Here is a 13,638-nt window from a genome sequence, read left to right on the forward strand (position 1 = left end):
TGAACACATTCAAAAAATCATCCTCTAAACGCAACGCAATCAATTGCGATTTTTGTCGTTGTAGGGTCGCCATTTATGGCGACCAACCTGTACGCGAGCAATACGTCCCACATAATACGCTATCAGACGGTTGCTACCTGCGGCTGCAACTGCAGCACCCGGAAACCGTGCGTGCCATCGCGATCCAGCTGCGCCACCAAGCCGTATTCCCAGTCCAGATACGCCTGCATCACGCCCGCTTCAATATCGGTGCCTTCATACGGGCGACGATAGCGATCGATGGCCGGTGACAGCAAATGCTGCTCTCCTTGCTCCGTTGGCAAACCCGCACCGCGCCAGGCAGCGTTACCGCCTTCCAGCACAAACACCGGCTTGCCGGTCAGCTCAGCCACTTGTTCCACCGCATAACCCGCCAGCAGGCTGCTGCCGCAGGTCAGAACATAGCGACGTGCCTCCGGCAACAATGCTTTGCCTTGCTGCTGCAGGGTAGAGCGCAGCAACCAGGCCGCGCCCGGAATATGGCTGTTGAGATGGTTCGCGCGCGTGGTGAAATCCAGTACCTGCGTTTGTCCTTCCTGCAGCCATTCCGCCAACTGTTGCGGTGAGATGAATTCGGGTTGAGCGACGGGCGGCACCTGCGCTTTCCAGTTACCGCGTTCACTGAAATCACTGGCCTGCAGCTCCTCCAGTACCGAAACCTGCCAGCCAAGCTGCGCCAGCCAGGATGCGGTCATATTGGCGCGCACGCCGTCATCATCAATCAGCACGATGCGCGCACCGCGCACGCTGGCGTAATGATCGGTCTCCTGCACCAGTTGACCTCCCGGCACATGGCGGCTGCCAGGCAGATGCCCGGCAGCGTATTCGTCGGCATCACGCACATCAAACAGATAAGTGGTGCGCGTCTCCTGCTGCCAGCGCTTCAGCGTGGCGAGTGGGATACGTTCCACACCGGCGCGATCGGCGATGATGCGCGCATTGTTCGCCGCCTGATGCTGTGCGGTTTCGCTGGCCTCGCCGTAGCGGCGCGACTGGCCTTTATCCAGCGCATGCCCGGCCAGCGTCCAGCCGATGGTACCATTACGCAGTGCGAACACCGGATTGCGAATCCCGGCGTTCACCAGCGATTGCGTGCCAATGATGCTGCGCGTGCGACCGGCGCAGTTAACAATCACTGTGGTCTCCGGCGATGGCGCGATGTCACGCACGCGCAGCACCAGTTCACCGCCCGGCACGCTGGTGGCGCCTGGAATACTCATGGTTTGATATTCATCGAAACGACGCGCATCGAGCACTACCACGTTAGCATCGCTGTTAATCAGCTGATGCACCTCGTCCGCAGACAAAGAAGGTGTGTGATTGTGATGCTCAACCAGCTCGCCAAAGGCTTTGCTGGGTGAATTCACGTCGATAAACAGTTCGCCGCCCGCCGCTTGCCAGCCGGCCAAATCATCTGCCAGCAGCGCGACGTTGCTGTAACCCAGCGCGGCAATCCGTTCGGCAGCGGTTTGCGCCAGGCCTTCGTTACCGTCATACAGCGTGATCGCGGTGGTGCGCTGCGGAATGCGGTCCAGCAGCTCAAGCTCCAGTTTTGACAGTGGAATATTCACCGCAAACAACGGATGCGCGGTGGCAAAAAGCGCTTCATCGCGCACATCGACAATCGCCACTTCCTGCTGCTGACGCAGGGCCTCAATAATTTCCGCCGCCTGGCGTAAAGGGAAAACCGATTTAGTCATGTGAAAGGTCCCAAATGTTCGGTAAGTAACGGTTGCTGTAACCGGAGATAAACGTTTTTTCACTGCCGTCTTCGCGGTAGACCGCGCGTTTGACCGCGCCAATGTTGGCGCCATAAACGTGAATGCTGATGGAGACGCGGTCGTCATAGGCGTTGCTGACGCGATGAATATCGCCCACCGTCGGCGACACCGCTTCAACGCGGCCGGGATCGAGTCGGACTGGCGCGCCTTCCGGCTGCAATCCGTTTGGCCCCGGCTGCCAGGATTGTGAAATCTCTGCGCCGCGCAGCATGCCAATCAATCCCCATACACGATGGTCGTGAATCGGCGTTTGCTGGCCTGGCCCCCAGACGAAACTCACCACCGAAAAGCGCTGCTGCGCATCGGCATACAACAAATATTGTTGATAGTGTTCGGGATGAGGTTGGGTAAAGGCGTCGTCCAGCCAGTCGTCGTGGCGAATCAACTCGCCAAGCCACGCGCTGCCACGTTGCAACACCGTGGCCTCCTCCGGCTGCGCATCCAGCAAGTTGGCAAGATTGGTGACAAAATCACGCAGGCGCTGGTGCTGATACTGGCTCATAGGCTTCAGGCGCTCCTTTTATCGGCGGCGGAGAGCGCATCGACTTTCGCGCGCGTCAGCGGAATCAGCTCGCGACCATATTCCACCGCATCGTTAAGCGGATCGAAGCCGCGAATCAAAACGCTATGAATGCCAAGGCGATAATATTCCAGCAGTGCATCGGAAACTTGCTCCGGCGTTCCCACCAGCGCAGTGGAGTTGTAGCCGCCCTGAACCAGTTTTGCGACGCCGGTCCACAGCACTTTATCCAGACGATCGCCTTCATTGGCGGCGGCGAGTAAACGCTGCGCGCCAACGCTCTGCGGCTTCGCCTTACCAAAGGCAAAGCCACTTTCGTTAAGCTGTTTTTCGGCCGTGGCGCGGATGTGCTCCGCACGTTCCCAGGCTTCTTTTTCAGTTGTACCAAGAATCGGCCGGAACGAGATGTTGAAGTTAATTTCGCGGCCCTGTCTGGCGGCAGCGACACGCACGTTGCGTACCGTCTCTTCCGCGCCTTTCAGCGGCTCGCCCCACAGCGCAAACACATCGGCATGGCGTGCTGCAACATCAATCGCCTCCTGCGACGATCCGCCAAAATAGATGGGCAGTTTATTCTGCAGCGGTTTGATGGCTGAGAACGCCTGCTCGGCCTGATAAAACCGGCCTTGATGATCGTACGGCTGCGCGGATTCGAGACTCTGCTTCAATACGGTGAGGAACTCATCGCTACGCGCATAGCGCTCGGCTTTATTGAGGAAGTCACCGTCGCGGCGCTGCTCGGCATCGCTGCCGCCGCTGATGATGTGCACCGCTAAGCGACCGTCGGTGAGGTGATCAAGCGAAGCCAGTTTGCGCGCCGCTAGCGTCGGCGAGACAAAGCCGGGACGATGCGCCAGCAAAAATTTCAGCGTCGAGGTGTGCGCCGCCGCGTGCGCGGTGACCAGAAAACCATCCGGCTGATCCGACCAATAGCCCACCAGAATGCGATCAAAACCGGCGTCTTCGTGCGCCCGCGCAAAACGCGCAATGTACTCTTTATCGAACAGCGGGCCGCTAGCCGGAATAATTTCGGAAGCGAGGCGGTGGCCAATCATGCCAAGGAATTGAATGCTCATGCGGTTCTCCTGAAGTGACGTCATGGAGAAAAACTACGGGCGCAGGCGGTGTGAACGGAAATTCAATATTGTGCAAAGGTTTTGCGTTTAACAGTGAAGCGGGTGATAGCGGGGGAAAAGCGGAAGCGACGCGGATTAGAACCGATGGAAATAATTAAGAAGAGAAGGGCGAGCCGCAGCTCGCCCCGTATATCAGAAGGCCAATACCAGACCAGCGATAGCGGCTGACAGCACGCTCACCAGCGTTGAACCGTACAGCAGTTTCAGGCCGAAGCGTGAAACCACGTTACCTTGCTCTTCGTGCAGACCTTTAATCGCGCCCGCCACAATCCCGATTGAGGAGAAGTTAGCAAAGGAGACCAGGAACACCGAGAGAATACCTTCCGAGTGTGGCGACAGCTGACCGGCGATTTTCTGCAGATCCATCATTGCCACGAATTCGTTGGAAACCAGTTTGGTGGCCATGATGCTGCCTACTTGCAGCGCTTCGTGTGAAGGAACACCCATCACCCACGCAAATGGATAGAACACATAGCCCAGCACGCCCTGGAAGCTGATGCCGAAAATCAGGTCGAACAGCGCGTTCAGACCGGTGATCAAGGCGATAAAACCAATCAGCATTGCGGCAACAATCATCGCAACTTTAAAACCGGCGAGGATGTATTCGCCCAGCATTTCGAAGAAGCTCTGGCCTTTATGCAGGTCCTGCAATTGCAGATCTTCTTCGCTATCCACGCGGTACGGGTTAATCAGCGACAGCACAATAAAGGTGCTGAACATGTTCAATACCAGCGCGGCCACCACATATTTTGGCTGCAGCATGGTCATGTAGGCGCCGACAATTGACATCGAAACCGTCGACATGGCAGTCGCTGCCATGGTGTACATACGGCGCTGTGACATTTTGCCAAGGATATCTTTATAGGCGATGAAGTTTTCTGACTGTCCCAAAATCAGAGAGCTCACGGCGTTAAAGGATTCCAGTTTGCCCATACCGTTTACTTTGGACAGCACGGTACCAATGCCGCGAATCACCCACGGCAAGATGCGGAAATGCTGCAAAATACCGATTAACGCAGAGATGAAAATGATGGGGCAAAGCACGTTGAGGAAGAAGAAAGCGAGACCTTTTTCGCTCATATTGCCAAACACGAAGTTGGTGCCTTCGGCGGCATATTTGAGCAGATGATCAAAGAATCCTGCGAAGCCCTGCACAAAGCCGAGACCGATGGAGGAGTTCAGGAAGAACCAGGCCAGCAGAATTTCGATTACCAGAAGTTGAACGATATAACGAAGACGGATGCTTTTACGATCGTGGCTGACCAGCAAGGCCAGCACCGCTACCACCACTAGTGCTAAAAGAAAATGCAAAACATGGGACATGTCGGCTCCAAATTTGAGGAGGGTTGTATTTTGTTGCGTATTCTATGTAACGCGTTACTTAAAAACGAGATCAAAACCACATTATAAGTATTCGCTATCGCGTTTTTTCTCAGATAAGTCTGACCGCTCACAACCCTATTACAAATTCATCACAAGAAATATCCACAAAAACATTGTCTATAAAATAACCCAAGAGTAGAGTCTTTTGCGTTGCACTTGTTTTTAGCAAGAACTGACTTTACCGCAATGTATAGCAATGGCTATACTTTATAGCACCATCTATTACTACAATAACTATAACCAAATTTCATCTGCCTTGAATGACCCTTAATCTGGACAGGTCAACAAGCATTAGGACAGGGTAAAACTATGCTAGAAAGCCGCACCGCCGAGCGCGCCGCTCGCGGAGCCAGAAAGATCAAACTCGCGCTGCTGGGCCCCGCCTTTATTGCGGCGATTGGCTACATCGATCCCGGCAACTTCGCGACCAACATTCAGGCCGGCGCCGCCTACGGCTACAAGCTGTTATGGGTGGTGGTGTGGGCCAACGTCATGGCGATGCTGATCCAGCTGATGTCCGCCAAGCTGGGCATTGCTACCGGCAAAAATCTTGCAGAACACATCCGCGATCGCTTCCCGCGCCCGGCGGTGTGGTTCTATTGGGTGCAGGCGGAAATCATCGCCATGGCCACCGATCTCGCTGAATTTATCGGCGCGGCGCTCGGCTTCAAGCTATTACTTGGCATTTCCCTGCTGCAGGGTGCGGTGTTAACCGGTATCGCGACCTACCTGATTCTGATGCTGCAAAGTCGCGGGCAGAAGCCGCTGGAACTGGTGATTGGCGGTCTGCTGCTGTTTGTAGCGGCGGCTTATATTGTGGAGCTGTTTTTCTCCCAGCCTAAAGTGAGTGAGCTGGTGGTTGGCATGGCGCTGCCATCGCTGCCAACATCGGATGCGGTATTCCTCGCTGCTGGTGTGTTAGGCGCCACCATTATGCCGCACGTGATTTATCTGCACTCGGCGCTGACGCAGCACGGCAATAAAGGCAGCAAGGCGCAACGTTACAGTTCAACCAAGCTGGATGTGGCTATCGCCATGACCATCGCTGGCTTTGTGAATCTGGCGATGATGGCCACCGCCGCCGCGGCGTTTCACTTTAGCGGTCACTCCAGCATCGTCGATCTCGATCAGGCATACCTAACGCTGCAACCGCTGTTGGGTGAAGCGGCAGCAATTGTGTTTGGTTTGAGTCTGGTGGCTGCCGGTCTCTCCTCAACCGTGGTTGGCACGCTGGCGGGACAAGTGGTGATGCAGGGCTTTATCCGTTTCCACATTCCGCTGTGGTTCCGCCGCACCATCACCATGTTGCCCTCTTTTATAGTAATTTGGGCGGGCTGGGATCCCACGCGCATTCTGGTAATGAGTCAGGTGCTGTTGAGTTTTGGTATCGCGCTGGCGCTGATTCCGCTGCTCTCCTTTACCGGCAACCGCGAATTGATGGGCGATGAGATGGTGAACTCGCGCCTGATGCAAAATGCCGGGCGGCTGATTGTGGTGCTGGTGATCGCCCTCAATCTCTATTTGCTGGTCGGCGAAGCGCTCGGTTGGTAACTGCCAGAGAAAAGAAAAATCCCGCCATTGTGCGGGATTTTTTGTTTAGTGATGATGGTGATCGTGGTGACCTCGACGATCATCATGGCGATGATCGTGGCGGTGATGTTCACGACGTTCACGCTCATGCCAGCGGCGTTCGCGCTCACGTTCATAGGCGCGATGACGTTTCCACTCTTCGTGACGCCACCAGCGATGATCGTTGTACTGATAACGATCGTTCCACCAGCGCGGCTCGCGCCAGCGCCCCCCGTCCCAGTAATTACCGTGACGATCGCGATCGCCGAGATGCAGCGTAACGCCCGGACCCAAATTGATGGTGGCGCTGTCGGCTTGTGCTGTGCTGATAGCCAACGGGGATAAGGTTGCCAGCAAGGCGGCAAACAAAATGGCACGTTTCATAACTTCTCCTTTTCAGTAGCTTATAACTGCCACCGTTGCGCTAGTTTGCCACATCGGACCAGGGAAGCCTTGAGAATCAGTCTGAAAACGCTGAGGGAAATCTGAAATGAGAATTTTCTGCTGCGGAAAACGCCCGACCAATGCCGGGCAGGTAAACGTTTACACTAAGATATTGTGGATAGCGTCGATCTCATCCCGGCTTAGTTCCGGCTGGCTCAACATCTCAACCGCATCATCAATTTGCGCGGTTTTACTGGCGCCAATCAGCACCGAGGTGACACGCGCATCGCGCAGCACCCAGCTCAGCGCCATCTGCGCCAGCTTCTGGCCGCGCTGTTGGGCAATCGCCTGCAGCTGACGCACTTTTTCCATCTTCTCTTGCGTCAGCTGGTTTTCATTCAGGAACTTACTGCCGCTGGCGATGCGCGAATCTTGTGGAATACCCTGCAAATAGCGGTCGGTTAACACGCCTCCCGCCAGCGGCGAGAAGGCGATGCAACCAACGCCGTTGTCGCCCAGCACATCCAGTAAACCCTGCTCAGGCGTACGTTCAAACATCGAATAACGCGGCTGGTGGATCAGGCAAGGCGTGCCGAGGTCGCGCAGAATCGCAATCGCTTCGGCAGCTTTGTCTGCCGGATAGTTGGAGATGGCGGCATACAGCGCTTTGCCCTGACGCACCACCTGATCAAGCCCACGCATGGTCTCTTCCAGCGGCGTTTCGGGATCGGGGCGGTGATGATAGAAGATATCAACGTACTCCAATCCCATGCGCTTCAGGCTTTGATCGAGACTGGAAATCAGATACTTGCGCGAACCCCAATCGCCGTATGGGCCGTCCCACATGGTGTAACCGGCTTTAGTTGAAATCACCAGCTCGTCACGCAGCCCCTGAAAATCCTCGCGCAGAATGCGACCAAAGTTGGATTCCGCCGATCCCGGCGGCGGGCCGTAATTATTGGCGAGATCGAAATGGGTAATGCCGCGATCAAAGGCATGGCGCAGCAGTTCACGGCTGTTATCGACGCGCGTACTGTCGCCAAAGTTATGCCACAAACCCAGTGAAATCGCCGGTAACTTCAGGCCGCTACGGCCACTGCGGCGGTATTGCATCTGTTGATAACGTTCGGGATGGGGAAAAGCACTCATGCAGCGTTCCTGTCTCATAGGGGAGAAAGTGACATCAGCATATCAGTGTATGCGTTTACACTAAGGCGAAACGCGCCGAAGATCGCAACTTACAGAATTATCTGTCGTCGTAACGAATGCTTGCCACAAATCACCACGCCACGATGATGAATATCTCGCCAATTCAGCCACATCGCTAATACTCCTGATTATCCCCTTAACAAGGAGCTGTCGATGAAAAACCCGAACGTTGGCGATTATTTACTGCACCGATTACAGCAAGCTGGCATCCGTCATCTGTTCGGCGTGCCCGGCGATTACAACCTGCAATTTCTCGACAGCGTGATTGCGCATCCCGACATTGCCTGGGTTGGCTGTGCCAATGAACTGAATGCGGCGTATGCGGCGGATGGTTACGGGCGCTGCAACGGTGCGGCGGCACTGCTGACCACCTTTGGCGTCGGCGAGCTAAGCGCGATTAACGGCATCGCCGGCAGCTATGCCGAATATGTGCCGGTGATTCATATCGTTGGCGCGCCCGCCAGTCAGGCGCAACAGCAGGGCGATTGTGTGCACCATTCGCTGGGCGACGGCGATTTTGGTCACTTCCTGCGTATGGCGCAGGAAGTAAGTGTGGCATCGGCGGTGCTGACGGCGGAAAACGCAGTGACTGAGATTGATCGCGTTATCAGCGAGGCGCTAACGCAACATCGCCCCGGCTATTTATTGCTGGCGGTGGATGTGGCGGCGGCTGAGATTTCGCTACCAGGGGAAAAAGCCACAGCCGCAGATAACCATCAGCAGGTTGCCGTGGCCTTTGCCGATGCGGCAGAACGCTTGCTGGCACCAGCACAGCGCGTGGCGCTGTTGGCCGATTTCCTGGCCTCACGCTGGCAGTTGCAGCCACAGCTTGAGGTGTTGCGCCAGCTGCGTGCGATTCCTGCCGCCACCTTGTTGATGGGCAAGGGCGTGCTGAACGAGCAGCAGCCGGGCTTCGTCGGTACATACGCCGCGCAAGGCAGCAGCGATGCGGTGCGTCAGGCCATCGAAGATACTGACGTTACGATTTGCGTCGGCGTGCGGTTTACCGACACCTTAACCGCCGGCTTCACACAAAATCTGCCCGCCGAGCGCGTGATCGATCTGCAGCCGTTTCAGGCCACGGTCGCTGGCGAGGTGTTTGCGCCGTTGAGCATGCAGCAGGCGCTGGCGGCGCTGACGCCGATTTATCAGCGTCACTGCGCGCACTGGCGGCTGGCAGATGCGCCTGAGTGCGAGGAAAGTGAGCAAATTGCTGCGGCGGTAATCAGTCAGCAGGCATTCTGGCAGGCGATGCAGCGCTTCCTGCAACCCGGTGATATTATCCTTGCCGATCAAGGCACTGCGGCCTTTGGCGCGGCGGCGCTGCGTTTACCGCAGGATGCACAACTGTTGGTGCAACCGCTGTGGGGATCGATTGGCTATACTTTACCCGCCACTTTTGGTGCGCAAACCGCGCAGCCAGATCGGCGGGTCATCCTGATCATTGGCGATGGCTCTGCGCAGCTGACGATTCAGGAGTTAGGTTCGATGCTACGCGACGGCCAGCAGCCGATTATCTTCTTGATTAATAACGATGGTTATACCGTTGAGCGCGCGATTCACGGTGCTGAGCAACGTTACAATGATATCGCGCAATGGAACTGGACCGCGCTACCGCAGGCGCTGAGCCAGCACTATGCGGCGCAAAGCTGGCGCGTCAGCGAAACGGTGCAACTCGACGCGGTGATGGAACAATTAATGCGGAATCGACGTCTGTCGCTGGTGGAAGTGGTGATGGACAAACAGGACTTGCCGCCGCTGCTGCGTAAGGTCACCGCCGCATTGCATCAGCGTAATAGTGGCTAAATTTCGGAAAGTTGCCGCTGGGAAGTCGGGCAGGTGATCGGTAGGCTGTGCAGCATCTTTGAATGGATTACGCCCATCGTGCAGGTGGGCGTTGTTGTTTTATTGGCAGGCTTTTATAGTGTCCTGCAATTGTTTATGACCCAAGCGGAGCAGCAGAAGAATGACAACATACGCCCTGGTCGGCGATGTGGGCGGTACCAATGCCCGTCTCGCATTGTGTGAGGTAGAAAACGGCGCTATCTCGCAAGCCCAAACTTTCTCAACATCAGACTACGACAATCTCGAAGCGGTGATTCGCCACTATCTGGACGAGCAAAAACAGGACATTAAGCACGCCTGTATCGCCATTGCCTGTCCGATTACCGGCGATTGGGTGGAGATGACCAACCACGATTGGGCGTTCTCGACCAAAGTGATGAAAGAGCATCTGGCGCTGGAAAGCCTGGAAATCATTAATGATTTCACCGCCGTTTCCATGGCGATTCCGATGCTGAGCGAACAGGAAGTGATTCAGTTCGGCGGTAGAGCGCCGGTTGAAGGCAAGCCTATCGCGATTTATGGTGCGGGTACCGGCCTCGGCGTCAGCCATTTAGTGCACGTGGATAAACGCTGGATCAGCTTGCCGGGCGAGGGCGGTCACGTTGACTTTGCGCCAAATAGCGAAGAAGAGGGTGAAATTCTCGAAGTGCTGCGCGCGGAGATTGGCCACGTTTCGGCGGAACGCGTGCTGTCCGGTGCCGGTTTGGTCAATCTGTATCGCGCCATCGTGAAGTCTGATGAGCGTGAGCCAGAAAACCTCAAGCCTAAAGATGTTACCGAACGCGCATTAAAAGATACCTGCATTGATTGCCGTCGCGCGCTGTCGCTGTTCTGCGTGATTATGGGCCGTTTTGGCGGCAACCTGGCGCTGAATCTGGGCACCTTCGGCGGCGTTTATATCGCGGGCGGTATTGTGCCGCGCTTCCTCGATTTCTTTAAAGCCTCCGGTTTCCGCGCGGCATTTGAAGATAAAGGTCGCTTCCGCGATTACCTGGTCGATATTCCGGTATATATGATTACTCACGATCAGCCGGGCTTACTCGGCGCCGGTGCGCACCTGCGTCAGGTGTTGGGCCGCGAGCTGTAAACACGCAGGCGAGCGGCATCCGCCGTTCGCCTTATAATCTCATCAACTGCCGAAAGGCTTTCACCTTGCTGCGACTCACCGGCACCTGCGCATCCAAATCACGCAACTTCACCAAATAGGTATTGTTAAACCACGGCTCGATTTCACGAATCTTGCTCAGGTTGACGCAGTAAGAGCGATGGCAGCGGAAGAACTGCTGTTCCGGTAAACGGCTGCAAAACTCACTGATCACCATCGACATCACATAGGCTTCGCGCCGCGTATACACAAACGTCAACTTCTCGTGCGCCTCAACGTAATAAATCTCGTTGATATCGGTGACGATAATGCGTTCATCTTTCACCAGATTGACGGTTTGTGGCGAGCTGGTGGCTGCGTTTTGTGGTTGCAACTGCTGTTGCGCGCTGGCTTCCAGTTTCTGCAGCATGGTCATGATGCGCGACTCATGATACGGCTTGAGAATGTAGTCAAACGCGTCCAGCTCAAACGCTTCAACCGCATGCTCTTTCCACGCGGTGATAAACACAATCAGCGGTTTGTGGGCAAACTGATTGATGTTTTGCGCCAGCAGCATGCCATCGAGCGAAGGAATGTTGATATCAAGGAAAATCACATCCACACGATGGTTCTGCAGATATTTCAGCACTTCCAGCCCATCATCAAAGCAGGCCTCAACGCTGATTTGGCTATGATGCTGAATCATCCAGCTTAACTCTTGCTGGGCGAGAAACTCGTCTTCAACGATGATGGCTTTCACGTGGCGGTTTCCGTGGTGGGGCGCAGCGGGGCAGGCAGCCGCTGGCCATTCTTGCTAAGCGTAAAGGCAATTTCCGTGCCGGGATGATGGCGGGTGATGACCAAACCCTGGCCGGAGAGCAGCTTAACGCGATGATGCACATTCAGCAGACCAATTTTATTGCCGGGCATCTCGTTTCGCGCCACGCGGCTCATCACATCATCGCTGATGCCATCACCGGTATCGCGCACCGCAACGCGCACCCGATCGCCTAAATCCTTCACGCTCAGCGTCACTACGCCTTTGCCGCGACAAGGCTGAATGCCGTGCACAATGGCGTTCTCTACCAGCGGCTGAATCAGCAGGCTGGGCAGCGTGAAGTGCAGATCTTCATCCACGTCATAAATCATCGACAGCTTATCGCCGAAACGCGCCTGCTCAATCGCGATGTAATCCTTCACCTGCCACAACTCTTTCTTGATATCGATAAGCTCGTCATCGTTGAGTTCGAGGTTGTAACGCAGATAACGTGACAAATTGATCACCAACTGGCGCGCGGTGTCCGGATTAAGGCGAATCGAAGAGGAAATAGCATTCAGGGCGTTAAACAGGAAATGCGGGTTAATTTTGCTCTGCAGTGCGCGCAATTCTGCCTTGTTCGCCATCTCGCGCAGCTGTTCAGCCCGCGAGACTTCCAGCTGGGTGGAGATGATTTGCGACAGCCCAATCGCCATCTCTTTCAGCGACCCGGTGATGCGATGCGCACGGCGATAATAGATTTTTAGCGTGCCTGTTACTTCCCCTTTTTCCCAAAGGGGAATAACCAGCATCGAGTGAATATCTTTGGTGCGATGTGCCTCGTCGTTGTTTTTAATAATAATTTTACCGCTGGCGATCGCCTGCGCGGTGGTCGGGCTGATAGCATCATCGCCGTTGTGATAGTTCTGCTCGCCGTAACCGACATAGGCGAGAATCTGTTTGTTATTGGTGATGGCGACTGCATCGGCGTGAATGTCGGTGCGGATGATATCACACACTTTATGCAGCGACTGGCTATCAACCTGGCGAAACAGCGGCAATGTTTTGTTGGCGATCTCCAGCGCAAGCTTGGCCTGACGCGCCGCAATCGCCTCTTTTTCACCTTCGACGCTCTGCACCAGCAGCACGATTAAACCGATGCTCGATGCGCCCAAAATCATCGGCAGCGCAATCTCGGACACAATCGCCAGTCCCAGCGTCATTGGCTTGGCCCACAGCACAATCAGCAGCATGGTCAGGCTTTCGCACAACATGCCGCCAAGAATACCGGCGCGCCAGCGCTGCTCTTTATTCACCCGGCGATTAATCACGCCCGAAGCGATGCCGGCAATGATGCTGGTGATCAGGCAAGGCACCGCCGTGACGCCATCCATATCAATTAGATAGCGATGCAAACCGGCAATCACGCCGGTGGCGATGCCCACCCACGGACCAAACAGAATGCCGCCGGACATCACTGCAATCACGCGCACATTGAGCAGCGAGCCGTCGACGTTAATGCCTGACCAGGTGCTGAACAGCGCAAACAGCGAGAATATTGCCGTCACCACCAGTTTTTCTCGCACCGAATGCTCATCTTTTTGCAGCAGCTGACGAAACACCCGCGTGCGAGTGAGGAAGAACAGGCAAATCAGCATCAGCGCCGCGCGGTCAAAAACCGCCAGCAGCATGTCGAAGTGGGAAGGCAAGGGCATCTCTCAGGCAAGAAACGGGAGGCTATGATAAAAAATGTGATCACGATGCGCCAGCGCCACAGCATTCAGCAGACCTTTCTCGTAGTCGAGATCAATTTTTAATATGCAGGTCGCCATAAATGGCGCCCCTACGACGTAATGGCGGATCAATATCGTTACGACTTTGTAGGGTCGCCATTCATGGCGACCTCCCCAAAAGAGGAAAACTTGACCAGA

Annotated in this window: 11 protein-coding genes; 3 read left to right on the forward strand and 8 right to left on the reverse strand. The window is 55.4% G+C overall.

What is annotated here, in order from left to right; all coding sequences use genetic code 11:
• Positions 1-122 precede the first annotated feature (122 nt).
• From K5Y32_RS13720 to K5Y32_RS13735, 4 genes are all read right to left on the reverse strand, one after another.
• The gene (locus K5Y32_RS13720; protein WP_222184563.1) at positions 123-1,739 is read right to left on the reverse strand and encodes a rhodanese homology domain-containing protein; all 1,617 of its coding nucleotides are present in this window, start codon (positions 1,737-1,739) and stop codon (positions 123-125) included.
• Positions 1,732-2,322 (reverse strand): cysteine dioxygenase, encoded by a 591-nt coding sequence (locus K5Y32_RS13725; protein ID WP_137386238.1) that lies wholly within the window; start codon positions 2,320-2,322, stop codon positions 1,732-1,734. Before K5Y32_RS13725 ends, K5Y32_RS13720 begins: the two co-directional genes overlap by 8 nt.
• A 5-nt stretch (positions 2,323-2,327) precedes the next feature.
• Complete coding sequence (locus K5Y32_RS13730; RefSeq protein WP_222184565.1) at positions 2,328-3,416, reverse strand: LLM class flavin-dependent oxidoreductase; 1,089 nt, start codon at positions 3,414-3,416, stop codon at positions 2,328-2,330.
• Positions 3,417-3,608: 192 nt separating this feature from the next.
• The gene (locus K5Y32_RS13735) at positions 3,609-4,799 is read right to left on the reverse strand and encodes a NupC/NupG family nucleoside CNT transporter (RefSeq protein WP_101763591.1); all 1,191 of its coding nucleotides are present in this window, start codon (positions 4,797-4,799) and stop codon (positions 3,609-3,611) included.
• A gap of 369 nt (positions 4,800-5,168) precedes the next feature.
• On the opposite strand from K5Y32_RS13735, the gene K5Y32_RS13740 reads away from it, so the two are divergent.
• Positions 5,169-6,410 (forward strand): Nramp family divalent metal transporter, encoded by a 1,242-nt coding sequence (locus K5Y32_RS13740; protein ID WP_008101352.1) that lies wholly within the window; start codon positions 5,169-5,171, stop codon positions 6,408-6,410.
• Positions 6,411-6,455: 45 nt separating this feature from the next.
• Here K5Y32_RS13740 and K5Y32_RS13745 read toward each other — a convergent pair whose 3' ends face one another.
• A complete protein-coding gene (locus K5Y32_RS13745; RefSeq protein WP_101763592.1) occupies positions 6,456-6,812 on the reverse strand; it encodes a DUF2502 domain-containing protein in 357 nt (118 codons plus the stop codon).
• 159 nt (positions 6,813-6,971) lie between these two features.
• A complete protein-coding gene (gene mgrA, locus K5Y32_RS13750; RefSeq protein ID WP_222184567.1) occupies positions 6,972-7,961 on the reverse strand; it encodes an L-glyceraldehyde 3-phosphate reductase in 990 nt (329 codons plus the stop codon).
• Positions 7,962-8,174: 213 nt separating this feature from the next.
• Between mgrA and K5Y32_RS13755 the strand changes: the two genes are divergently transcribed.
• Together K5Y32_RS13755 and glk are read left to right on the forward strand one after the other, a co-directional pair.
• Positions 8,175-9,827, forward strand: a complete 1,653-nt coding sequence (locus tag K5Y32_RS13755; RefSeq protein WP_222184569.1) for an alpha-keto acid decarboxylase family protein — start codon at positions 8,175-8,177, stop codon at positions 9,825-9,827.
• A gap of 160 nt (positions 9,828-9,987) precedes the next feature.
• Positions 9,988-10,953, forward strand: a complete 966-nt coding sequence (glk, locus tag K5Y32_RS13760) for a glucokinase (protein WP_101763595.1) — start codon at positions 9,988-9,990, stop codon at positions 10,951-10,953.
• Between the two features lie 31 nt (positions 10,954-10,984).
• Here the strand turns inward: glk and K5Y32_RS13765 are convergent, their stop codons facing one another.
• Together K5Y32_RS13765 and K5Y32_RS13770 are read right to left on the reverse strand one after the other, a co-directional pair.
• On the reverse strand, positions 10,985-11,710 hold the full coding sequence (locus K5Y32_RS13765; RefSeq protein WP_222184571.1) for a LytTR family DNA-binding domain-containing protein: 726 nt from the start codon (positions 11,708-11,710) through the stop codon (positions 10,985-10,987).
• Positions 11,707-13,398 carry a sensor histidine kinase gene (locus K5Y32_RS13770; protein ID WP_110866529.1) on the reverse strand — a complete coding sequence of 564 codons (1,692 nt, stop codon included), beginning with the start codon at positions 13,396-13,398 and terminating at the stop codon, positions 11,707-11,709. The genes K5Y32_RS13765 and K5Y32_RS13770 overlap by 4 nt, the downstream gene beginning before the upstream one ends.
• Positions 13,399-13,638 lie beyond the last annotated feature (240 nt).

Source organism: Pantoea sp. DY-15, from assembly GCF_019795935.1.
Classification (GTDB): Bacteria; Pseudomonadota; Gammaproteobacteria; order Enterobacterales; family Enterobacteriaceae; genus Pantoea; species Pantoea leporis.